Genomic DNA, 24,646 nt, shown 5'->3' on the forward strand with positions numbered 1-24,646 from the left:
ACGATTCTTTTTCACATTTAAAATTTACGTACAAAAAACGTATTGAAGGTTATCGCCAAATGACTTATCGCATAAGAAAAACCAAAATAGATATTGTTCGGGTCTTCGATATTAAACAGTATTCATCCAATACCCTATAAAAAATATTTTTTGTAGTTTTAGACTCCTCCCCGTCTTAAAATTTTATTATATGATAAAGCGGATAAAGCTGGAGCATATCTTATTTCTTGATATAGAAACCGTTCCACAGCATCAATATTTTGACGACCTCGACGATGTTTCAAAAGCACTATGGGAGCAAAAAAGCCAGTATCAACGTAAAGAAGATTATTCGGCAGAAGCGTTTTATGATCGTGCCGGAATTTGGGCAGAATTTGGAAAAATAGTCTGTATTTCGGTTGGATATTTTGTTCTAAAAAATAATGCCCGAAATTTCAGGGTTACGAGTTTTTATGGCGAAGAAATTAAAATTTTAACAGACTTTAAAAACTTGTTAGAAACCCACTTCAACAAATCGCATCACCTGTTATGTGCCCACAATGGCAAGGAATTCGACTTTCCTTATATTGCTAGACGGATGATTATTAACAAGATTGACATTCCGTTTAAATTAGATTTGTTTGGAAAAAAACCGTGGGAAGTTCCACATTTAGACACGTTAGAGTTATGGAAGTTCGGTGATTACAAAACCTTCACTTCCCTTAAGTTAATGGCGCACGTTTTAGGAATTCCTTCTCCAAAAGACGATATAGACGGCAGTGAAGTCTGTAAAGTTTTTTACGAAGAAAAAGATATTGAGCGAATTGTGGTTTATTGCGAAAAAGACACTGTGACGGTCGCACAAATTCTGTTACGATTGCGAAATGAAGACATTTTGCTTGACAGTGAAATACTTTCGGTGTAAGAAACTCTAGTTAGTTTGTTTACAATTATGGTGTTCTGTTTTAATTTTAGTAGTTTTACCAGTCAAATTTAAATCAATACTTTTATGACCGTTTCAAAATTTATCCCAAAATCCTTCTTAATGTTTATTTTAGTGGCAGCCCCACTTTTTGTAGCGTGTAAGGACAATAAGGAATCTACTGCAGAACAAACAACTGAGGCTGTGCAAGAAGCCACCCTAGAAGACAAAAAGAATGCTCTTAACAATGTTGTACCTGCAAACAATGCCAATACAAACAATAGTGCCACTGGCGCTGTAAACCCTCCTCACGGACAACCAGGACACAGATGTGATATCGCTGTAGGAGCTCCATTAAACGGTGCGCCAGCAGCAACGCCAAAAGTAGCGCCTGTTCAAACAAATGCAACGCCTGTAAAGGTTGCAGATGGAATGAATCCACCACACGGTCAGCCTGGACATAGATGTGATGTAAAAGTAGGCGATCCACTTTAATTATTTCAACTCCTAAAATATCAAGAGGCTCAGTTCAAAATTGAATTGTGCCTCTTTTTTTTGTGCTATTTTGTAGCTATAAACCTGTGTTCAAGTACGCTTATTGAGCCTTCATTTAAAAATTATTTCATTCAGTTTGTATTATCTTTGAAACGATGACAAAATCACCTCTCTTATCGGTTCAAGAACTCGTGGTTTCCTTTGGAAAAAAAGGCAAAGCCACCGAAGTTTTACATACAATTTCTTTTGATGTTCACGAAAATGAAATATTGGGAATTGTAGGAGAATCCGGGTCTGGAAAATCTGTTACTTCATTATCAATAATGGGATTGCTCCCAAAAAAGACAGCTCATACTTCAGGAAGGATTTTGTTTGAAAATAAGGATCTGTTAAAAACCGATGAAAAGGAATTTAGAGCGATACGCGGCAAAGAAATCGCGATGATTTTCCAAGAGCCTATGAGTGCCTTAAACCCATCTTTAAAGTGTGGAAAACAGGTTTCTGAAATTCTTAAACTTCATTTAAAGCTAAATTCTTCCGAAGCAAAAAAAGAGACAATTTCACTGTTTGAAAAAGTAAAACTGCCTCGCCCCAACGAGATTTACAATAGCTATCCGCATCAAATTAGCGGTGGGCAAATGCAACGGGTAATGATTGCTATGGCGATTGCCTGCAAGCCAAAGCTTCTTATTGCAGATGAACCTACAACAGCTTTGGATGTAACCGTTCAAAAAGAAATAATGTCTCTTTTAAAATCCATTCAGCAGGAAACCAAAATGGCAATGCTGTTTATTTCGCACGATTTAAACTTAGTTTCGGAAATTGCCGATCGGGTTATGGTGATGTATAAAGGTGATGTTGTTGAAAATGCTACAACCTTCGAAATTTTCAAAACTCCAAAAGCCGAATATACCAAAGCTCTTTTGGAAGCAAGGCCAGCGCTGGATGTTCGGTTAGCCACGCTGCCGACCATTGCTTCTATCGCAGACAAGAGTTTTGTTGCGAAGGAGATAAAACCAACCGAGCGCGCTAAGAAACACAAACAGATTTACACACAAACGCCTATTTTAGAAATTTCCAACCTGAAGAAGTACTACTACAGTAGTATGGGAATTTTTTCGAAATCGGAAAGTGTGAAAGCCGTTGACGATATCAGTTTTTCAGTTTTTGAAGGAGAAACCTTGGGATTAGTAGGAGAATCTGGTTGTGGGAAATCGACTTTGGGAAAAACCATTCTACAACTTGAAAAAGCCACTTCGGGAAGTATAAAATATAAAGGAAGAGAGCTTACCAAACTCACTAAAACAGAAATTCGAAATCTTCGGAAAGAGATTCAGATTATCTTTCAAGACCCGTATTCATCGCTTAATCCGCGTTTACCTATAGGCGAAGCTTTGATGGAGCCTATGGAAGTACACCAATTGGGAAAATCTAGAAAAGACAGAAAAGAAAAAGCACTATTACTCCTTAAACGCGTTGGATTAGACGATAGTTATTTTAACCGTTATCCACACGAACTATCGGGTGGGCAACGCCAAAGAGTAGGAATTGCAAGAACAATTGCTGTTGAGCCCAAGCTAGTGATTTGCGACGAATCTGTTTCTGCCTTGGATATTTCGGTGCAAGCGCAAGTATTGAATGTGTTAAATGAACTGAAGAACGATTTTGGGTTTACCTATATATTTATCTCACACGATTTGGCCGTGGTAAAATATATGTCCGATCAACTTTTGGTAATGAACAAAGGAAAGATTGAAGAGTTAGGCGATGCCGATGAAATCTACGCCAATCCACAAACGGAATACACCAAAAAACTTGTGGGCGCAATTCCGAAAGGAATATAGCCCACAATATGATTTAGGTTCGAGAATCCGTTGAATTTTATATTTTGTCCGAGGAAAGAAACAAGACCGCTGCACTACAAGAACCAAGAGCCAAGACTAAAAACGTAAACTAGTGTAAATGAAGATTTAAAGATTTTAAATCAGCTTGCCTCCTAAATAAGATGAAAAGGAAGGTCATCACTACGCTAAATTGCTTTAAGTCTATATTGTTCTGGCTTTAATAGGATAGTCTAAATTTTAATCGGACAACAGTGATTTTAAAACTTCATTTCTGGAATTTCGCCATCTACTACCATTTCACCTTCAGTTGCTTTCTGAATTTCTTCAACTGAAACTCCAGGTGCGCGTTCTAACAGATGAAATTTTCCATCTCTAATTTCTATTACAGCGAGGTTGCTCACAATTTTCTTCACGCAGGCAACACCTGTTAGCGGTAGGCTACATTGTTTTAAAAGTTTGGATTCGCCAGCGCGGTTTGTGTGCATCATAGCGACGATAATATTTTCGGCAGAAGCTACCAAATCCATTGCGCCACCCATTCCTTTTACCATTTTTCCTGGTATTTTCCAGTTGGCTATATCTCCATTTTGCGACACTTCCATAGCGCCCAAGATGGTTAAGTCTACGTGTTGTCCACGTATCATCCCAAAGCTCATTGCAGAGTCAAAGAAAGATGCTCCTGGCAGTGCAGTAATGGTTTGTTTTCCGGCATTTATTAAATCTGGGTCTTCTTCGCCTTCAAAAGGAAATGGTCCCATTCCGAGAATACCGTTTTCACTTTGAAATTCGACATCAATATCATCACGCACAAAGTTGGCTACCAAGGTTGGGATTCCAATCCCTAAGTTTACATAGTAACCGTCCTTTACTTCTTTTGCAATTCGTTGTGCTATTTGTTCTTTTGAAAGTGCCATAATTTAATTTGAAGATGTTTTTATTTCCGTTGTGATTTTTGTGCCTTTTTGGTTTTAAATTTTTACCACGGAGACACAGAGCGCACAGCGTTATTTTTTTCTAACAGTCAATTGCTCAATACGCTTTTCATATTTCTCACCTTGAAAAATACGTTGCACAAAAATTCCTGGAATATGAACTTGGTTTGGGTCTAATTCGCCAGCAGGAACCAGTTCTTCTACTTCGGCAACTGTAATTTTTCCGGCGCCACACATTGCAGGATTAAAGTTTCTTGCTGTACCTTTAAATATTAGGTTACCAGCCTCATCGCCTTTCCAAGCTTTTACGAAGGAAAAATCTGCTTCGAATGCTTTTTCCATAATGTGCATTTTCCCTCCAAATTCGCGAGTTTCTTTGCCTTCGGCTACTTCGGTTCCGTAGCCTGCTGGGGTGTAAAATGCAGGAATACCTGTTCTGGCTGCTTCGCAACGTTGTGCCAAGGTTCCTTGAGGCACTAACTCTACTTCCATTTCTCCGCTTAGCATTTGCCTTTCAAACTCGGCATTTTCGCCAACATAGGAAGAAATCATTTTCTTGATTTGATGTTTTTTCAGCAGAAGTCCAAGTCCAAAATCGTCTACGCCTGCATTGTTTGAAATGCAGGTTACATTCTGGATATTTCGTCTAACCAATTCATTTATAATATTTTCAGGGATGCCGCAAAGACCAAACCCTCCCAACATAAAAGTCATTCCGTCCTCAATGCCTTCACAGGCTTCACGAACGTTTGCTACTGTTTTATTTATCATTTTTCAATTTTTATTAAAATTACAAAAATTCGATATATAAAAAAATCATATACCAGATTGCTTCTTTGTATAGCCATCAGGATTGCAATGCAATACTGTTATTCCCCGTCTCTTAGTGAGGGTTTAGATGGGGCTAAAAATCAAACTCATCTGAAATTTCTTCCACATCTGTAGGGGTTGTCTCACGCCATTTAGCGCAATCTGTTTCAATAGAGACGTTTTCAGGTTTTGGAAATTCTCCTGTGGATACATCAAGGTCTTTATCTGCATAACATTTTTGCATATAGAGTCCCCAAATTGGAAGTGCCATTGTCGCTCCTTGTCCATAGGTGATAGATCCGAAGTGGGTAGCCCTATCTTCACCTCCAACCCAAACCCCGGTTACTAAATTTGGTACCATACCCATAAACCATCCGTCACTTTGATTTTGGGTAGTTCCGGTTTTTCCCGCTATGGGGTTTTTAAAGTCGTACGGATATCCGGTAATCGCTTTTTTATAAACGGGTGAGTTTACTGCCCAAGTACCTCTTAACCTTGTTCCCGTTCCCGATTGTGTTACACCTTCCATTAAACTAACTGTAACGTAAGCCGACTCTTCGCTAATTACATCTCTAGTTTTTGGCACATTTTGATAGAGTATTGTTCCGTTTTTATCTTCAATTCGTTGAATTAAGATAGGCTCAACAAAAACCCCTTGGTTTGCAAAAGTACTGTACGCTCCTACCATTTCGTAAACAGAAATATCGGCAGTACCTAGCGCAATAGAAGGAACTGCGGGCATATTTTTGGTGTTAATCCCCATTTTGTCAATAAGGTCAATCACAGGCTCCGGACCTACTCTATCGATTAATCGTGCTGTAATAGTATTAATTGAGTTAGCCAATGCATATTTTAAAGTAACCATGCCACCGTACGAATTTCCTGAGTTTTTTGGTGTCCAAGGCTCCAATAAATGGTGTCTTCCTTGTGGAATTGTATAAATGGTATTTGGAAGAGTATCGCAGGGCGACATATGCATTTGGTCTATTGCCGTGGCATAAACGAAAGGCTTAAAAGTAGAACCTATTTGACGTTTTCCTTTTTTAACCATATCGTATTTAAAACGCTTGTAATCTATTCCGCCTACCCAAGCCTTTACTTCACCTGTTTGTGGTGTCATTGACATCATGGCTGCGTGCAAGAAGGATTTGTGATACCTTATAGAATCCAATGGGGTCATTACCGTATCTATTTCGCCTCTCCAAGAAAACACGCGCATCGGCACTTTTTCTTTAAAGCTTTGGATAATTTCTTCTTCGTCTTTCCCTTGTTTCGTCATTTCACGCCAACGATCACTAACACGCATTGCGGAGTTTAGAATACCTGCAGTTTCTTTTTCGGTAATGTGGCGGAATGGCGCTGTTTTATTGTTTTTATTTTGATCGTCGAACACCTCTTGAAGGCGTGACATGTGGCTAGTTACAGCATCTTCTGCATATTCCTGCATTTTACTATCAATTGTAACATACACTTTTAGTCCATCTTGATAGATGTTGAAATTACTGCCATCAGGTTTTGGATTTTTCTTAATCCAATCTTCCATAAAATGGCGTGCGTATTCACGGAAATAGGTTGCGATACCCTCGTCGTGCCCTTGTGGCGTAAATTTAATTCCCAACGGAAGCGCTTGAAGCGAATCTTTTACTGTTTCAGATATAAACCCATATTTTTCCATTTGATCGAGGACGACATTTCTTCGATTGGTAACTCCCACAGGATTTCGTAATGGATTGTAAAGAGAAGCATTTTTAAACATTCCTACTAGCATTGCAGATTCTGCAGTGGTAAGGCTCGCTGGAGATTTATCGAAATAAATATGGGAGGCCGATTCGATTCCAACAGCTTGGTTCACGAAGTCGTATTCATTAAAATACATGGTAATAATCTCTTCCTTAGTGTATCTTCGTTCCAAACGTGTGGCAATAACCCATTCCTTTATTTTTTGCATTCCACGTTGAAATTTGTTTCTAGAAACCTGTTCTGTAAAAAACAGCTTTGCCAATTGCTGAGTTATAGTACTTGCACCACCTTTTGATCCTAAGTAAACTAAAGCTCTTAATGTTCCTTTGGCATCTATACCTGAGTGATCGTAAAAACGAACATCTTCGGTAGCAATTAATGCATTTACCAAATGGTCAGGTAAAGAATCGTATTGCGCTGGTGTTCGGTTTTCTTTATAAAATTTACCAATGGTTTTTCCATCGGAAGAAATGATTTCGGTAGCGAGGTTTTTTTCCGGGTTTTCCAGACTAGTTTCATCAGGTAGGCTTCCAAAAACACCCCAAGATGCTAAGAGAAAAATGAAGATAATTGTTAAAATACCACTTCCTACTAAAATCCAAAATGTTCTGATATGACGGCTTAGGCCTTTCGTATCTTTCTTTTTTTGTTGTACTTTTTTTGTTGCCATATCCTACTTTTACAAATTGGTAGATTCTTCTATACTTAAACCAACATCTGTAATACCTTCGAGCTTTAAAACGCCCTCTACTGCACCGTTATTGCGCATTGCCTGTTCTATAGTTACGTTGTATATTCCATTCTCGAAGAACCTAACGTTTTCTTTATACCACAATTTGTTTTCCTTTATGCTCCCTACGCCTTGTCCCATCCAGGAGCCATCTGGATTGGCCATACGATATTCAAGGGTGTCTGTGACCGTTTTTCCGTACGGGAAGTTAATTGAGACAATCAAAAATATGTTATTGTACTTATACTCGTTGGAGTTTCGGATATTTACAAATAGATTGTAATTTTTCAGAGAATCCAGTTGCGGCAGTTTGAAATCCACTACCTCATCTTGCCCCCAATATCCATCCATAGCCCTTGTTTCACTAAAAACGATATTCGATTCGCATGAAGCTAGGAGTACGACTGACAAAAAAAGCATCAACACTTTATTCATTCTTATTCGGCTTATTTGGCTTGTTTGGCTTTCTATTTTTGTTCGATTTACGAGGTCTTTTCTTAGCTGGGCTAGCAGCAGGCGTAGCCGTTACAGCATTTTTACTCTTAGATTTATTTCTACTTTTATTGCGACGACTCTTTCCTTTTTGCTTTGGTTGATCAAATCTAGTAAGGCTATCCTGCCCTACAACATCATTAAAAGGTGTTTTTTCTGGATTTGGAATTTCAACAGCGAATTCTTCTAATGCCATTGGTTTTTTTCCGATTTTATTTTGTTCAATAATGTGGTTTGCCTTTTCTGCAGAAAGTTCGTGCCAGTTCATGCCTTCCTTTTCATACGCATACCAAAGTCTGCCTTTAAAAATATCGATTTTCTGACAACTAGCAGTTCCTTTTTCTGTTTGAAGTTTGGTTTCGGTATTTGGAAAGGATTCTAAAGCTTCTAAATATGTATCAAGTTCATAATTGAGACAACACTTTAACTTACCACATTGACCAGCAAGTTTTTGTGGATTTAAAGATAATTGTTGGTAGCGGGCGGCAGTAGTGTTTACCGAGCGAAAATCTGTTAGCCAAGTTGAGCAACAGAGTTCTCTTCCACAACTTCCGATTCCTCCTAAACGCGCAGCTTCTTGTCTGAAACCCACTTGTTTCATTTCGATTCGCGAATTGAAGGTTCTCGCAAATTCTTTAATTAATTCGCGAAAATCTACTCTTTCATCGGCGGTGTAATAAAAGATCACTTTAGAGCCATCACCTTGAAATTCAACATCGCTAATTTTCATTTGAAGTCCGAGACGAATAGCAATTTCACGTGAACGCTTTTGAACACTACTTTCCCGTTCGCGATAAGACTGCCAAATATCTATATCTTTCTGTGAAGCCTTTCGATAGATTTTTGGTAAAGCTTCAATTTTTAATGGAATTCGTTTCTTTTTCATTTGCACACGTACCAGTTCTCCAGTTAGTGTGATAATTCCTATATCGTGCCCAGGTGAAGTTTCAGTAGCGACAATATCACCGATACTTAAAGTAAGATTTTCAGGATTTTGGAAAAATTCTTTTCTTCCGTTTTTAAAACGCACTTCCACCGCATTAAAAGGTTCCATACTGGCAGGTAGCGACATATTCGAAAGCCAGTCGAACACTGTGAGTTTATTACAGCCATCCGTTCCGCAAGTACCATTGTTCTTGCATCCTTTAGGTTGGCCGCCAGTGCTTGAGGCACAGCTATTACAGCCCATATTTTCTATATATAAAGCCCTTCTTTAAAAGAAAGAGGGACGAAGATTAAACTAATAATTCAATCAGTAAAGATACCAATAAAATTTTCGATTTTAGATTTACGATTTTAGATTTTTGAAATCCGCATGTAACCCCTGCGTGCGATAGGAAAGAAGCTTAGGGTATGCGTTTTGAAAATTAAAAAGCTTATTGATTGAATCTCAATTTTAAAAGAGGAATAAAACCCTATTATAATATTGGACGATTTTCGATTGTTGATTTAGGATTTTTTTTGATTTTTGAAATCCTCCTCAAACTTTTTATGAGAATAGCATTCAGGAAATTTAGGTGTTCCCCCTATGCTCCATAGGGGGATTGTGACCTAATTTTTAAATTTCAATTTTTCGGAACGTCCTTTTTTGAAAATTTTATTGCTGTTTGGAATGCCTTGCCGTAGTCTTTTTTGTTCTTCTTCTGGCAAATGAATAATCTCGATACACTCATCGGAGCAACAGTTTTCCATTTTCACTTCACAACTTTCACATTGGATAAAAAGCAAATGGCAAGCTTGGTTTGCGCAGTTTGTATGCGTGTCGCAAGGCTCACCACATTGGTGGCAATGGCTAATAACGTCTTCGGTAATTCGCTCCCCTCGACGATGGTCAAAAACGAAATTTTTTCCGATAAATTTATTTTCTAGACCAAGGTTCTCAACTTGCCGAGCATATTCAATAATACCACCTTCCAGCTGGAATACATTTTTAAATCCCTTGTGTTTATAATAAGCACTGGCTTTTTCGCATCGGATTCCACCGGTACAATACATAACCAGTTTTTTGTCTTCTTTATGGTCTTTCAGATCTTTTTCAATAATATCTAAGGAGTCGCGAAAGGTATCAACGTCGGGTGTAATGGCATTTTTAAAATGGCCAATTTCACTTTCGTAATGGTTTCGCATATCAACTAGAACCACATCTGGATCTTCAATAAGCTCGTTGAATTTTAATGCATCTACGTGAATTCCTTTATTCGTTACGTCGAATGTATCATCGTTTAAGCCATCGGCTACAATTTTATGACGGACTTTCACTTTTAGTTTTAAAAATGATTTTAAATCATGTTCAATTGCGATGTTTAAACGGACATCTTTTAGGAAGTTAATTCCATCAAGAAATTCTTTAAATTCATTAAAGCGTTTTGCGGGAACAGAAAGCTGGGCATTTATTCCTTCGTGGGCTACATAAATACGTCCGAGGACTTCCATTTGGTCCCAAGCGATAAAAAGATGATTTCTAAAAAGATGTGGATTGCCAATTTTGGCATATTGATAAAAAGAAAGGGTAAGCCGTTCTTCCCCGGCTTGTTCTAAAAGATTTTCCCTTTCTTTCGCACTTAATTTATTGTACAGTTGCATGCTATACTTTTTTAAGGTGAAAAAAATGATTTACAAAGCGCAAAAGTAAGAATTTTGAAGAGATGACATTTTAAAATTGGAAAAGATGTAAAAACTCGTCATTTCTAGCATCTATAAGCAATATTGTTTTAAAGCTTTCCGAATATAATCCCGTTAGATTTAACAAGTCACTAATTAAAAACCTACTCTTGACCGCAATAATTCGAGAACCTTTTTGTTAACAAAAATCCTCGTGCAATCCATTTTACTTTTGCGCCTCTACCAAAGAAACAGTACCTTAGCTACATATTTTTAGCATTTAAAACACACTGATAATGAGCACAGAAAAAGACGCAAAACTAAAAGCTTTAAAGCTTACGCTTGATAAATTAGACAAAACATACGGTAAAGGAACTGTAATGAAAATGGGCGATAAAGCCGTAGAAGATGTAGATGTAATTCCAACTGGTTCATTAGGGCTAGATGTGGCGCTTGGCGTGGGTGGCTATCCACGCGGAAGAGTAATTGAAATTTATGGACCTGAATCTTCGGGTAAAACGACATTAACGCTGCACGCTATGGCAGAAGCACAAAAAAAAGGAGGAATCGCTGCCTTCATTGATGCCGAACATGCTTTTGACCGAGTGTATGCAGAAAAATTGGGTGTAGACATTGAGAACCTCATCATTTCTCAACCTGATAACGGGGAACAAGCCTTAGAAATTGCCGATAATTTAATTCGAAGCGGCGCAGTTGATATTGTGGTTGTCGATTCGGTTGCCGCTTTAACGCCTAAGAGCGAGATTGAGGGTGAAATGGGTGACAGTAAAATGGGGCTTCACGCTCGTTTGATGAGTCAAGCCTTACGAAAGCTTACTGGCTCTATTAGCAAAACAAATTGTACGGTAATTTTCATTAACCAATTGCGTGAAAAGATTGGGGTTATGTTTGGAAATCCGGAAACAACAACTGGAGGAAATGCCTTGAAATTTTACGCTTCGGTGCGATTAGACATTCGCCGTTCCACTCAAATAAAGGATACGAACAGCAACGCCACAGGAAACAAAACACGTGTAAAAGTTGTAAAGAACAAAGTCGCTCCACCTTTTAAACAAGCCGAATTTGACATTATGTATGGCGAAGGAATATCGAAAGTTGGAGAGATAATCGATTTGGGAGTGGATTTTGAAATAATCAGAAAAGCTGGGTCTTGGTTTAGCTATGACGATACCAAATTGGGGCAAGGAAGAGATTCTGTTAAAGCCTTACTTTTAGACAATCCAGAGTTAATGGAAGAGCTTGAAATTAAAATAAAAGATAGCATTGCTGCATTAACACAGTAATTTTTTTAAATAATAGCGCAACCCTTTTGATTCTGTGGCATCTACATATTGTAGGAACCTTGAATAAAAGGGTTGCCCTCTTATTAGCCTAGAGGTATTTACAACGACTATAATTCACGGTACTACACTTGACTTTAGACGAGCTCATCATACAATGCAAGAAGCACGATTCGAAGGCGCAAGGAGAGTTATACAACAGGTATAACAGCATCCTTTTCGCTATTTGTCTTCGTTATTCGCCAAATTTTGTAGAAGCTGAAGACAATTTGCAAGATGCTTTTTTAACTATCTTTAAAAAAATTGAGCAATACAACGGCAAGGGTTCTTTTGAAGGATGGATAAAACGGGTTACAGTGAATACTGTGCTTCAAAAATATCGAAAACAACGAACTTTCGAAATAGTCGATGAAGGGCAAATAGAAGATGAAGAAGATTTAATTATTGAAGAGGAGGAAATACCACTTCAGTTTTTATTGAAAATAATACAAGAATTGCCGGATAGATATAGGTTAGTATTCAGTATGTACGTGATGGATGGTTACCAACATAAAGAGATTGCCGAAATGTTAGGCATTAGCGACGGCACTTCTAAATCAAATTTGGCAAGAGCTAGAGCGATTTTAAAAAATAAAATAGAGGCTTTTAACGCATCCCGTAACACGTAAAGCATTATTGACTAATTAGTTTAAAACATCAAATTCCCTTTTTAATTAGGGTGAATATGAAAGACAAGAAAAACATAGACAAACTTTTTGATGACAGCTTTAAAAACTTTGAGGCTACACCTTCGCCGCGCGTTTGGGAGAACATCCAAACAGAGCTTAACAAAGAGAAGAAGGAGCGCAAAGTAATTCCTCTATGGATAAAGTATGGTGGCATAGCTGCGTTGCTTGCTTTGTTATTGACTGTTGGAAATTGGGTTTTCAATCCACTAGACTCCCTGCCGAATGCTATTACCAATAAAACCATTGTAGATTCGGTTGAAGGAACACAAACCAATACCGAATTTGTGGACCCTGAACAATCCGAGATAGAAGTTGCCACAGAAAACACCAATACTGAAAACATTCAAAACACTTCAGCACAAGAAATCATCGCAGCAAAGGATAAAGTTTCCAATGACAAGGATAATCAACAATCTGTTGAAAATTCAGTAAAAACAGTAATTGCTTCAAATGTTGTTGAAGCTAATACTTCAGGCAAAAAAACAAATCAACGTAGTAATATAAACAAAGAGAAACAACCAAAAAGTGGAGCTGAAAAGCGTTTAGCGATTTTGGAAACTACTACTGATTTACCTTCCAACAATATTAAACCTGACAACTATAAAAACCCTCAAGAGGAAAAGAGGATAATTAAAAAGAACGATAAAATAGTTTCTGAAGAATTTGGTGATAGAATTGTGATTACTGAAAACTCAGAAAACCCTGGAGAAAAGCAAATTGATTCAGAAACCATATTAGAAGCTAATAACAAAAAGTCGATTCTTGATGCTATAGCTGAAAAAAAGGAGGCCGATAACAATCTAATTGAAATTGAAAAGCAAAAGCCTGAACATCGCTGGAATGTTACACCAAATATAGCTCCAGTTTATTACAGTAGTTTTGGAAGTGGCTCTTCCATAGATCCAGATTTCGCTAACAACCCACAAAAAGGCGATGTGAATATGAGCTACGGTTTGCAAGTAAGTTATGCGTTAAGCAAGCGTTTAAGCGTGCGTTCTGGTGTTAACAACGTAGATTTGAGTTACAGCACATCAGATATTGTAATTGGCACGGGACCAGTATCAAAAGCCTTAAGCTCGGTTGATTATGGTGGCAAACAAGTTGTTGTTACTGCAATAAATCGTTCATCTTTAAATAGTAGCGGCTATCCGTCTAATGGTTTTGGCGACATAAGCTTAAAATCGACGAGTGGTGATGCGCGATTAATTCAAAGCATAAATTATTACGAAGTACCCGTAGAGTTAAAATACGCTGTATTGGACAGTAAATTCGGTTTGAATATTATTGGTGGTGTGAGCACTTTGTTTTTAGGAAATAATGAAATTTCGGTTAAATCCGACAATTTTAGTAGTGTATTAGGAGCGGCTAACAACCTAGCAAACGTTAGTTTTTCTACAAATGTAGGATTGGGGCTTGATTACAAATTATCAAAAAAGTTCATTTTCAATATAGAGCCGATGTTCAAATATCAACTAAATCCCTACACCGACTCATCAGTAAACTATAAGCCTTATTACCTAGGGGTTTATAGCGGTTTAAGTTTTAAGTTTTAGGTTAGTTTTAAGTTAAATTTGTTTGATTGCTTCAAACATTGTACTTGAGAAAACCGTCCTTTTCGCCAAAGGCCGGTTTTTTTGTTTTTTTACCTTGGCAGGTTATCTTGTTTGATGCCAGTAAATATTTAAAGTATTGAAAAAACAGAGACAAACGTGTTAATTACAAACTAAACCAACATTGTGCTTAGCACAGCAAATTCTTAGTCTTTTGCTGTATCTAGCCACCGATAAAAATCTTCTCTTGTAAAGTTTTCGACACTTGCTTCAATGGTGTGTACCATTTTGTACAAGTCTAAATCGACCCAATCTGTTAGTTGTAACACCCCTTTTTTATCGCGTAACGTAAGTTGCTCTTCATTGTAAAACAAGCCCATATTTTCACCAGAATACATCACTTTGGTTCTAACTAGAATTTTGTCTAAACTAAATTTAATTTCCTCAATACTTTGTAACATTACATAATACTTATGATGCGTTCTGTCGCTAGAAAGGTTTTTAACCCTTCCCTGACTATACCTAGCGTTTTTACTGGTTAACGCGTGGAAATTCTCAAGGTCAAATTTTACATCGCCATATTCATATTGTCTAAGATTTTCTTCTTCAGAAAATTCTAAGGAACTATAAAAAGCATTTACAAAATTTGTGATTCTGGAGTAGTCACCAATTGAATCTAAACTAGCATTTAATTGCATAATCGAATCGGTTAACCGTGTATTTTTATCTCGAACCGTGCTAAGTTCATTAACCTGAGTATTTAGCAGTCTATTTAATCCTTTAACTTCGGAAAGTTCAGAATTGAGATTAGAAATAAGAATTTCATTTTCGCTAATCTTTTTTTCGAATGCAGTTGAATCAGATTGAAGCCTTGAAACGGTTAGCCTAAGTTCTTTTTTACTTTGACCAAACCCAAAATTACGGGTAAGCGCTAGTAATACTATTACAGAAAGTGCAGTTTTCATGATGTAGAGTTTTAACAGTTCAGTATAGAGACCAAACAAGCTATTTACAGTACTGCTTTAGTAGGGACAACAAAAATGGCTTGCTAAAGGGTAGCTGCAAGAAAACTTATTATTAGTCATACAACAACAATGACCCTGAATAGAATGGGTACATTAATGTTTAAAATGGGGAGAGTAAAAGCCAAAAGCTTTAGTTCAAATTTATCAAAAATATTTAAACTTATCACCTTGATTTTGTTAAAACTTTAACAGGAGTAGACAGAATAACAAACTATAATGAACCGATAATCGAAATAATGAAGCTTAAGATTATAATTTCGAATGATTGATAAAAAAAACCACCTCAAAATTGCTTCTGACGCGGTTTTTTTCAATAATTTCAATTTCTTATAATCCTATTCCAATGTCTGCTGTCCTCCTCCATTTACAAAAATAGTCTGTCCACTCACCCACTCAGAAATTGGGGAAGCGAAATATAACATCGCACCCGCTATATCATCAGCAGTTCCTAATCGTTTAATTGGAGTATGCTTCAACATTGTTTCTTCAATTTCTGGTGTCAACACACTTTCCAAAGCAGCGGTTCGTGTAGCTCCTGGGCCTACAGCGTTAATTCGTACTTCTGGTCCAAAATCGTGTGCTAAGTTTGCGACCGTATGATTAACAGCAGCTTTAGAACCTCCATATCCACTCATATTAGGACTCTTGTTTACGCTGGACATTGAGGTTGTAAAAACGATAGCACCGTAGCCGTCTTTTTTCATATGCGGCACTACCAATTGGCAAAGTCGCCAGCCACTGAACACATTAAGCTCGTAATCCCGTTTAATATCATCTACGGAAATTTTAAATGGATTTTCACGTCCGCCACCGCCACCGCCGGCATTGTTTATTAATATATGAATTCCGCCTAATTCTTTAACGGTTGTATCAACAAGGTTTACTAGGTTATCATCTTTTAGTACATTACATTCCACGGCAATAGCTTTTACGCCTTAAGCTTCAATTTCTTTAGCTGCTTTTTTAGCATCTTCAAGGTTGAAATCCCCAATAGCGAAATTTGCACCATGCTTTGCCAAAATTAAAGCTGTCGCTTTTCCTATTCCATTTGCACCGCCTGTAACTATTGCGGTTTTTCCTTTTAAATTGAATAAATCTTTCGTTTTCATATTCGTTGTCGCTACTATCTTAATTTTATATCTCCACCATCGGCCATAAGAGTTTGTCCTGTCATATATTGACTATCACTACTCAATAAAAAAGCAACAATTGGAGCGACATCTTCTTGTGGGTCTCCGAAACGCTGCATCGGATTTTTGCTGATAATTTCTTCGTATTGTTCTGGAAAATTTTCTTTCCATTGTTTTACACCATCAGTAAATGCTAACGGACAAACCACATTCGCACGAATCCCTTCTTCTGCCCATTCATTAGCAGCAACACGAGATAATCCTCTAATAGCCTCTTTGGCCGCCGCATAGCTCCCTTGGTTTTTCTGACCCAATAATCCAGCTCCAGAACCAAAATTCACAATGGATCCCTTAGTTTTTTTAAGCTCAGGATAAGCTGCTTTCATAAAATTTAAAGTCCCATTAAGGCCCGTATTCATGGACAATGCCCAATCGTCTTCGGTGAGTCCCATCAATGGTTTTTGGCGAGAGGCGTGTGCATTATTTACTAGACCCGTTAGTTTTCCAAATTTTGAAACAGCTAATGCTACAGCTTCATTTGCTACTGATTCTTTAGAAACATCACCTTTTAAAAAGGCTATTTTTTCTGGATGCGAGGCTTCTTTTTCCTTTCCAGCATCTTCATTTAAGTCTACTTCAATTATCGAAGCACCTCTTTCAGTAAGTTCAGAAGTCATTGCACCTCCAATTCCTGCGGCTCTTCCTGTTACAATTATTACTTGACCTTCTAAATTCTTCATATTATTTTGATTTTTAAATTTTAAAACTATTAACAATCTCAAAGATAAGGTTTCCCAATGCCTAATTTGACTCAGAACCAAACTCTTAGTGACTATTTAACAGCTAAAATCAGTAATTTGAACAAAGTGAAAGAAAGCCACATAAGAAGGGGATAATAGCACAAACTCAATGTTGGAGGGGATAGAAAAATAAGAAAACAAAGAAATAGCTTGGGAGAGCCTTCTCTAATTGCTAAATTGGGGTTTTTCGCAAACAACCTTTAAATTCCATTAAACTTTAATGATGAAATTACTGATTTCTCTTTTCACTTCTTTTATTCTAATGTCGAGCTCCAACGCTCAAAATAAAATTGATGTTAGTGATGAGCTATCAATCACTCTTGAATTAAATAATCCTTCTTCCGTAATTAACAATGCTACTGCGCAAGTACGTATTCAAGGAGGTGCTCCGCCTTATCAGTACAAATGGAGCAACCAAAACACTTCCTTAAACTCTAACCGTGCTGAGGGATTAATTGAAGGAATGGATCATTCGGTTACAGTTTCCGATTCAAACGGGAATACTGTTTCAAAAACGTTTAAAATTCCGGCAAAATCTATAACTGAAATATTTAACAGTAATGTACAGCCCGCAGTAGATTTTCTAGGAGCTTTTTTATTTTGGGATCCATTTGCTTCCTTTGGATTATATGACCCCGTAGTTTATATCGCAAAAGATGACATTGGGTTGCCACATATAAAAAACACAGCCCAAGAATATCATTTAAAGCAGTGGTTGGTAGCTGATGGAGCTGAAGTAGTTAAAAATCAAGAAATCGCAATCCTAGAAATTGATGGGTTGGAAACAAAAATAATTACTGATTTTGATGGAAAGCTTGAACACATTGCCAGTGAAGGAGCCCATATTTCAATAAGAAGGAAACCCACTTCTACCGATGAACCTTTACTGGGAACTATTCAATTTGAAAACCCAAGACCTTTATTACATCCCAATGGCGATGTGGTAAAAAACACAATACCCTTTATTGTGATTTGGCTCATGTTGGGGAGTATTTTCTTCACTTTGCGTTTAAAATTCATCAATATTCGTGGATTTCGCCATTCGTTAGGTTTGGCAAAAGGTAAGTATGATGATCCAAATGCTCCTGGAAGTATTACCCATTTTCAAGCTATGGCAACGGCAGTATCTGCTACAGTCGGTTTAGGAAATATAGCCGGTGTAGCAGTTGCAATTTCTTTGGGAGGCGCAGGTGCTACTTTTTGGATGTTTATGGCCGGGTTTTTCGGGATGTCTTTAAAATTTGCCGAATGTAGTATGGGTGTGAAATATCGATTTATCGATGCAGAAGGCAGGATTTTTGGTGGCCCTATGAACTATTTACGCTACGGTCTTGAAAAACGAAATTTAAAAAAATTAGGGAAATTTTTGGCTGCTCTTTTTGCTATTTTGGGCGTAGGAGCATCATTTGGAGGTGGAAATATGCTTCAGTCCAATCAAGCTTTTAAAATAGTATCTGAGCAAATTCCCATTCTAGAGGGACAAGGATTTTGGTTCGGGATTGGCTTTGCCGTACTTGTAGGAATTGTAATTATTGGCGGAATAAAGAGTATTGCCAAGTTTACCGAAAAGGTTGTTCCAATAATGGCAATATTATATATTTTGGGATGTTTGGTTGTAATTGGGGGCAATATCGATAATATTGGCGGTGCGTTTCTCGCTATTATCGACGGAGCATTTTCTGCCGACGCACTTAAAGGTGGATTTATTGGAGTATTGATTGTGGGATTGCAACGCGCTGCATTTTCGAATGAGGCAGGGGTTGGATCGGCCGCAATTGCACATAGCGCCTCCAAAACGAATAATCCTATAGCAGACGGATTTGCGTCTTTAATAGAGCCTTTAATCGACACCATGTTAGTGTGTACTATGACTGCCTTGGTTTTAATATTTACCGGGATTCATAAAGAAGGTGGCGGTATGGGCGGTGTAGAACTCACTTCGGCTGCGTTTGGAAGCGTGGTTTCGTGGTTCCCAGTCGTGCTTGCTGTAGCTGTCTTTCTATTCGCTTTCTCGACTATGGTGTCGTGGTCTTATTACGGAATGCGTTCTTGGACTTATTTATTTGGAAGGAGTAAAAACGGGGAGCTGTTATACAAACTTTTGTATTTAGTGTTCGTGGTGTTAGGAGCATCTGTAAGCCTTGGCGCTGTGCTGAGTTTTGCCGATATGATGATCTTGGCAATGTCATTCCCAAACATAGCTGGTTTATTTATTCTTGCGCCTGAGATTTATGCAGATATGAATGTTTATTTGGACAAGCTGAAAAAAGGGAAATTATACATAAACCCAAAGTTTGCGAAATAATGATTTATAAAAACTAAAGGGTAATGCCTTCAAAAGGCTAAAATCTTCTTGCTATTTGAGCAGTCGGAAACAACTTAATCTTTAAGGTTAGCTTTCGACTGCCCAGAAACTATTTAGCAGATGTTTTAGCTAGCCCGTTGAGCATTTTGACATTAAATTACATTAAAGAACAAAATCTTTATTTTTTTCCGCTGTTCTAAAGGATAAAATATAGATTTTGAAGATAATCTCTTTAAGGTTTGGGGTAATACTGTCAAAATCTGTTCAAAACACACAACGGGGTTAGGTATATTTAATCATCCCATTCGGTGCGAATTTCTTCCATAAGATTATCGTAACGCTCCTTTAACTTAGCCGATATTTGTTTAGAAGATTTATGCAATTTTCGAAGCTGTAATGACAGAAGAATGCTGAAAAGTCCTGCAAATAAAAAGCTAATTGCAACAAGAACAACAACGCTTAATCCTGCAACCAAAGGATTCCAGATTAGGATGAATGAAGCAATTGCTCCCAAAATTCCGAAGATTAACAAGCCTCCCCAATTTTTACCTCCATGTTTTTTTACATCCAAAGCAAAACTGATAGAAGCAATAGAACGAAAAAGAAGTAAAAAACCGATGTAAAAAGCTAGTACGCTTAATGATAACGCAGGGTGACTAACAAGGGAGATACCTACAATAAAAGTAATTATTCCAAAAGCCAACGACCAGCCCCAATTTTCCAATTGATCTCGGTTAGCGATAGCAAAAACAATTTCTGAAATACCCCCAAATAAAAATGAGAGCGCAAAGAAAAGGGACAACGTAAGCAACGACCCCATAGGCGAAGTAAACGTTACAATACTAATAATGATAAATAAAATTCCAACTAACAACGGTATGTACCAGTGTTTAATCGAATTTCTGATTGAATTTAAAAATGGTAGGCTCATAATGACAAGGGTTTAAGGTTGATTAATTAATTTATATATTATTCGTCTATATTACACGACTTTAGGATGATAGTATTCAAAACCGCCTTAATCCTAAAAATTGATTTTATTCTTCCCAGTTTCTTTTCTTGTAAACAATATACTCTATTTCACTGAAAGTTTTATGGTGAATTTTATAATTATTGGCACTTAAAATATTCTTCATATTCAGATTCAATTCGGTAACCAATTAATCAAATTTTTCCTTTTTTTCATTGTTGTTGTATTGATATTTAGGCGAACCGATACGGGACATCCTAAAGGTATAATGATTAAGATGAGAAAAATACGTATTGCGATCTTCTTCACTTAAATCCATTGTCAAAACTTGCTTATAATGCCATTGTTGTAAAAAATCTTTGTCTTTAGATGAGAAAACTTCTTCAGTCTCCCCCTCTTTAGATTCCCAAGAGGTTTCTGATGCGAAACCGCCCAAGGTCGATAAACAAAGAATACTCGCTAAAATAATATGTACAATTTTCATGTGTTGATTTTTATTATAACACAAAGATACGATTAGTTCGGTTAATTGCGAACCAATCGGACTGTAATGTTTTGTTAAAAGAAAACGCTATAATAATCAAGTGAATTCTAACGTACAAAAAGATAGTTTTAGGTAATACTGATCAAGAAACATCTTTTGCTATTTGCCTTATTATCCAAAGAGTTTTGCCTTTACGTACCGGGCATTCATTTCGGCAATATTGCTAATTGAAATATCCGCAGGGCATTCTATCTCACAGGCACCTGTAAATGTACAACTCCCAAAATTTTCAAATTCCATTTGAGCAGTCATATCCAGTAAACGTCTATGTGCTTCAGGCTGTCCTTGTGGTAATTTATTGAGGTGATTAATCTTTGCAGCGGTAAATAATGCTGCAGAAGCATTTTTGCAAGTCGCTACACAAGCCCCGCAACCTATACAAGCCGCTGCATCCATAGCACTATCCGAAACTTCTTTGGATACAAGAATTGCATTCGCCTCTGCTGCAGTACCTGTTTTTGCTGTAATATATCCTCCTTGTTGAATAATTCTGTCAAAGGCCGAACGATCCACTACCAAGTCCTTTACTATAGGAAACGAGCTCGCTCTCCAAGGTTCTACAACAATGGTATCGCCTTCTTTAAAACTTCGCATATGCAATTGGCAAGTCGTTGTATTATTATGAGGTCCGTGTGCTCTCCCGTTTATAAAAACGCCACATTGTCCACAAATTCCTTCTCTACAATCGTGTTCAAAAGCAATTACCTTTTCATCTTTCAAGACGAGTATTTCATTAAGATGATCTAATGCTTCCAAAAAGGACATATCTTCTGAAAGTCCATCAACCTCATAAGCCTTGAGTTCTCCTTGAGCATCTGTATTTTCTTGTCGCCAAATTTTAAATGTTACTTTCATAGCTGCATTATTTATAACTCCTTACTGTAGGTTGCACATATTCAAACATCAGCTTTTCCTTGTGTAGCACAAAGTTTCCTGCATTGTATTCCCAGGCAGAAACGTAGGCAAAATCTTCATCATTTCGCATAGCTTCTCCTTCTTCAGATTGATATTCTTCTCTAAAATGTGCGCCGCAAGATTCGTCACGTTGCAATGCATCAAGGCACATCAGCTCTGCTAATTCAATAAAATCGGCAAGTCGCAGGGCTTTTTCCAATTCGGGATTCATTTCATTGTCGCTTCCTGTAACTTTCACATGTTTCCAAAATTCATTTTTAATATGTTTTATTTCGCCAATTGCATTCTCCAAGCCTTTTCTATTGCGACTCATGGCACATTCTTGCCACATCACTTTTCCTAATTCGCGATGAAAATCGTCCACAGTTCTAGTTCCGTTTACTTCCAGTAGCTTTTTGATTTGCTCTCTAACTTCGTCTTCAACTTTAGAAAATTCGGGATGATCTATTCCATACTGTTTAGCTTTTAACTCTCCTTCAAGATAGTTGTTGATTGTATTTGGCAAAATAAAATAGCCATCAATACTGGTTTGCAATAATGAATTTGCCCCCAGACGATTAGCTCCGTGGTCTGAATAATTACATTCGCCAATGGCATATAGACCTGGAATGGTTGTCATTAATTCATAGTCTACCCAAAGTCCACCCATCGAAAAATGAGCAGCTGGCGAAATCTTCATAGGTTCTTCGTAAGCGTTTATACCCGTGATTTTCTCGTACATATTGAAGAGGTTTCCATAGCGATCTTCAACAACTTTTTTTCCAAGTTTTTGAATGGCGTGTTTAAAATCAAGGTAAACAGCATTCTTAAATTGTCCTACTCCGTGTCCCGCATCAATTCGCTCCTTTGCAGCACGGGAAGCAATGTCTCTAGGCGCTAAGTTGCCATAGCTAGGATAGCGGCGTTCAAGATAATAATCGCGTTCGGCTTCGGGAATGTCTATTGCTTTTCTTTTATCACCTTTCTTCTTTGGAACCCATATTCTCCCGTCATTTCGAAGCGATTCGGACATCAACGTAAGTTTTGACTGTGCCTCGCTAGTTTGAGGCAGTGCGGTTGGGTGAATTTGAGTAAAACTAGGTGCTGCGAAATAAGCTCCTCTTTTATGGGCTTTCCATATCGCACTTCCATTGCAGCCTATGGCAAGTGTAGATAACCTAAACACTCTAGAATATCCTCCTGTGGCAAGCACCACTGCATCGGCCGCAAAGCGTTTGATTTCGCCTTTTGCCAAGTTTCTTGATATAACACCCTTCGCTTTACCATCAATAATAACAATATCGAGCACTTCATGCCTAGGCAACATTTCTACCTTTTTTGCTCTAACCATTTTATACAGTTGAGAGTAGGCTGCTAGCAACAACTGCTGTCCCGTTTGTCCTCTAGCGTAAAAAGTGCGTTGTACCTGTACGCCTCCAAAGCTACGGTTTGCTAGAACACCTCCGTATTCTCGGGCAAAAGGCACTCCTTGTTGCACAAAATGATCAATTAACGGAGCGGAAAGCTCTGCCAACCTGTATGTATTAGCTTCACGCGACCTGAAATCGCCTCCTTTAAGTGTATCGTGAAACATGCGCCAAACGCTATCTCCATCGTGCTGATAGTTCTTCGCGGCGTTAATTCCGCCTTGAGCCGCCACAGAATGAGCCCTCCTGGCAGAATCCTGATAGCAAAAACATTGCACCTCGTAACCAAGTTCAGCCAAGGTTGCTGCAGCTCCAGCTCCTGCTAACCCCGAGCCCACAACAATTATTTTCAACTTCTTTTTATTGGCAGGGTTTATAAGATGCGACTTAGCTTGATAATTCTTCCATTTATCTTCTAGCTTTCCTTCTGGTATTTTTGCATTTAATTTCATTGTCTAGCTATTTGAAATAAACGAATAATGGGATAATTCCAAAGCCCACACTCATTATAATTGCATACGCGAGCGATATTTTGGCCAATAATCTCAGTCCCTTTTTATGATAAAATCCAAGTGTCATAAATGCACTTTTAAGTCCGTGATATAAATGAAATCCTAACGGTATCATCAAAACAGAATAAAAAAGCATAAAATACATATTGTGGAATAAGAAGGAAGTAACTTCATATACATCAACATTTCCATTTACATCTACGCCGACATCTTCACCGATTCCCAGTTTTATTTTAGCCCAAAAATTAGCCAAGTGGACGACTATAAAAAGTAAGATAAACACGCCCAAAAACCCCATGTTTTGTGACATCCATGTACTGTTTTTATTATTATGATTGACCTTATATTTTTCTCCCTTAGACTTGGTGTTTCTAAAGGTGATAATAGCAGCATAAACAACATGAAGGATAATAGAAATGTATAAAAGATAGGCAATTAGCGTAATAAACAAATTCTCTCTTAAAGCTGTTGAATAGGAATTGTATAATTCTCTTGCTGTAGTTTCAGGCAGCAACAATATAGCGTTTGCCGATAAATGGACAATTAGAAAGATACATAGAAACAAACCCGTGGCGGCAACAATACTCTTTCTGAAAAACATATTTCTAAATTAATTGATAAGTCAAAAAGTTCGATTCGTTTACTCAAGAATACGAAATTTTCACGGATGCTAAGGCTGAAAAAGTATGTTTTTAAACCAAATTGTATTTCTGATTGTGTAAAAGTAATTCGATCAAAGGCTATTTTCTGGTAAATCGCAAGTGACTGATACCTTATAACTGATAAAATAGAAAAAAGCTGTTCAAAAAGTAACTTGGAATATCAGTTTTGTGCACAGTTACTAATTATAAATATGAATTTACAATTAGATATCGACAGCGTTGAATCTAACAAACACAATAATTATTTACTTTT

General features: G+C 37.5%; 20 protein-coding genes and 1 pseudogene. 7 read left to right on the forward strand and 14 right to left on the reverse strand.

The window, feature by feature from the left end; all coding sequences use genetic code 11:
* Positions 1-190 precede the first annotated feature (190 nt).
* From BLW28_RS04995 to BLW28_RS05005, 3 genes are all read left to right on the forward strand, one after another.
* Positions 191-904 (forward strand): 3'-5' exonuclease, encoded by a 714-nt coding sequence (locus BLW28_RS04995; protein ID WP_073215807.1) that lies wholly within the window; start codon positions 191-193, stop codon positions 902-904.
* A gap of 84 nt (positions 905-988) precedes the next feature.
* Positions 989-1,396: a hypothetical protein gene (locus BLW28_RS15695; protein WP_073215804.1), complete on the forward strand. Its 408-nt coding sequence runs from the start codon at positions 989-991 to the stop codon at positions 1,394-1,396.
* A gap of 155 nt (positions 1,397-1,551) precedes the next feature.
* Complete coding sequence (locus BLW28_RS05005; protein WP_073215801.1) at positions 1,552-3,240, forward strand: ABC transporter ATP-binding protein; 1,689 nt, start codon at positions 1,552-1,554, stop codon at positions 3,238-3,240.
* Positions 3,241-3,497: 257 nt separating this feature from the next.
* Here the strand turns inward: BLW28_RS05005 and BLW28_RS05010 are convergent, their stop codons facing one another.
* From BLW28_RS05010 to trhO, 6 genes are all read right to left on the reverse strand, one after another.
* Positions 3,498-4,154, reverse strand: a complete 657-nt coding sequence (locus tag BLW28_RS05010; RefSeq protein WP_073215798.1) for a CoA transferase subunit B — start codon at positions 4,152-4,154, stop codon at positions 3,498-3,500.
* Between the two features lie 90 nt (positions 4,155-4,244).
* Positions 4,245-4,943 (reverse strand): CoA transferase subunit A, encoded by a 699-nt coding sequence (locus tag BLW28_RS05015; protein ID WP_073215795.1) that lies wholly within the window; start codon positions 4,941-4,943, stop codon positions 4,245-4,247.
* A 133-nt stretch (positions 4,944-5,076) separates the two neighbouring features.
* The gene (locus BLW28_RS05020; RefSeq protein ID WP_073215792.1) at positions 5,077-7,392 is read right to left on the reverse strand and encodes a penicillin-binding protein 1A; all 2,316 of its coding nucleotides are present in this window, start codon (positions 7,390-7,392) and stop codon (positions 5,077-5,079) included.
* Positions 7,393-7,401: 9 nt separating this feature from the next.
* Positions 7,402-7,887, reverse strand: coding sequence for a gliding motility lipoprotein GldH (locus BLW28_RS05025; RefSeq protein ID WP_073215787.1), 486 nt, complete (start codon positions 7,885-7,887; stop codon positions 7,402-7,404).
* Entirely contained in the window at positions 7,880-9,133 is a 1,254-nt protein-coding gene (locus BLW28_RS05030; protein ID WP_073215783.1) for a PSP1 domain-containing protein, read from the reverse strand. The genes BLW28_RS05025 and BLW28_RS05030 overlap by 8 nt, the downstream gene beginning before the upstream one ends.
* A gap of 362 nt (positions 9,134-9,495) precedes the next feature.
* The gene (gene trhO / locus BLW28_RS05035; protein WP_073215780.1) at positions 9,496-10,527 is read right to left on the reverse strand and encodes an oxygen-dependent tRNA uridine(34) hydroxylase TrhO; all 1,032 of its coding nucleotides are present in this window, start codon (positions 10,525-10,527) and stop codon (positions 9,496-9,498) included.
* Positions 10,528-10,841: 314 nt separating this feature from the next.
* Between trhO and recA the strand changes: the two genes are divergently transcribed.
* The 3 genes from recA (at position 10,842) to BLW28_RS05050 (ending at position 14,127) form a co-directional block, all read left to right on the forward strand.
* Complete coding sequence (gene recA / locus BLW28_RS05040; RefSeq protein ID WP_073215777.1) at positions 10,842-11,849, forward strand: recombinase RecA; 1,008 nt, start codon at positions 10,842-10,844, stop codon at positions 11,847-11,849.
* A gap of 128 nt (positions 11,850-11,977) precedes the next feature.
* Positions 11,978-12,514: an RNA polymerase sigma factor gene (locus tag BLW28_RS05045; protein ID WP_073215774.1), complete on the forward strand. Its 537-nt coding sequence runs from the start codon at positions 11,978-11,980 to the stop codon at positions 12,512-12,514.
* 56 nt (positions 12,515-12,570) lie between these two features.
* Positions 12,571-14,127 (forward strand): porin family protein, encoded by a 1,557-nt coding sequence (locus BLW28_RS05050; RefSeq protein ID WP_073215771.1) that lies wholly within the window; start codon positions 12,571-12,573, stop codon positions 14,125-14,127.
* A gap of 203 nt (positions 14,128-14,330) precedes the next feature.
* Here BLW28_RS05050 and BLW28_RS05055 read toward each other — a convergent pair whose 3' ends face one another.
* From BLW28_RS05055 to BLW28_RS05065, 3 genes and pseudogenes are all read right to left on the reverse strand, one after another.
* The gene (locus BLW28_RS05055; RefSeq protein ID WP_073215769.1) at positions 14,331-15,089 is read right to left on the reverse strand and encodes a hypothetical protein; all 759 of its coding nucleotides are present in this window, start codon (positions 15,087-15,089) and stop codon (positions 14,331-14,333) included.
* 395 nt (positions 15,090-15,484) lie between these two features.
* A pseudogene (locus BLW28_RS05060) lies at positions 15,485-16,258 on the reverse strand (glucose 1-dehydrogenase).
* A gap of 14 nt (positions 16,259-16,272) precedes the next feature.
* The gene (locus BLW28_RS05065; RefSeq protein ID WP_073216071.1) at positions 16,273-17,019 is read right to left on the reverse strand and encodes an SDR family NAD(P)-dependent oxidoreductase; all 747 of its coding nucleotides are present in this window, start codon (positions 17,017-17,019) and stop codon (positions 16,273-16,275) included.
* Positions 17,020-17,341: 322 nt separating this feature from the next.
* On the opposite strand from BLW28_RS05065, the gene BLW28_RS05070 reads away from it, so the two are divergent.
* Entirely contained in the window at positions 17,342-19,384 is a 2,043-nt protein-coding gene (locus tag BLW28_RS05070) for an amino acid carrier protein (protein WP_394331654.1), read from the forward strand.
* A 292-nt stretch (positions 19,385-19,676) separates the two neighbouring features.
* Here BLW28_RS05070 and BLW28_RS05075 read toward each other — a convergent pair whose 3' ends face one another.
* From BLW28_RS05075 to BLW28_RS05095, 5 genes are all read right to left on the reverse strand, one after another.
* Entirely contained in the window at positions 19,677-20,315 is a 639-nt protein-coding gene (locus BLW28_RS05075; RefSeq protein WP_073215763.1) for an HdeD family acid-resistance protein, read from the reverse strand.
* A gap of 229 nt (positions 20,316-20,544) precedes the next feature.
* Positions 20,545-20,838, reverse strand: a complete 294-nt coding sequence (locus BLW28_RS05080) for a hypothetical protein (protein WP_073215761.1) — start codon at positions 20,836-20,838, stop codon at positions 20,545-20,547.
* 171 nt (positions 20,839-21,009) lie between these two features.
* The gene (locus BLW28_RS05085) at positions 21,010-21,753 is read right to left on the reverse strand and encodes a succinate dehydrogenase/fumarate reductase iron-sulfur subunit (protein WP_073215758.1); all 744 of its coding nucleotides are present in this window, start codon (positions 21,751-21,753) and stop codon (positions 21,010-21,012) included.
* 7 nt (positions 21,754-21,760) lie between these two features.
* On the reverse strand, positions 21,761-23,671 hold the full coding sequence (locus tag BLW28_RS05090; RefSeq protein WP_073215756.1) for a fumarate reductase/succinate dehydrogenase flavoprotein subunit: 1,911 nt from the start codon (positions 23,669-23,671) through the stop codon (positions 21,761-21,763).
* Between the two features lie 7 nt (positions 23,672-23,678).
* Entirely contained in the window at positions 23,679-24,332 is a 654-nt protein-coding gene (locus tag BLW28_RS05095) for a succinate dehydrogenase cytochrome b subunit (protein WP_073215751.1), read from the reverse strand.
* Positions 24,333-24,646: the final 314 nt, after the last annotated feature.

The sequence above is a fragment of the Aequorivita viscosa genome, from assembly GCF_900106795.1.
GTDB lineage: Bacteria > Bacteroidota > Bacteroidia > Flavobacteriales > Flavobacteriaceae > Aequorivita > Aequorivita viscosa.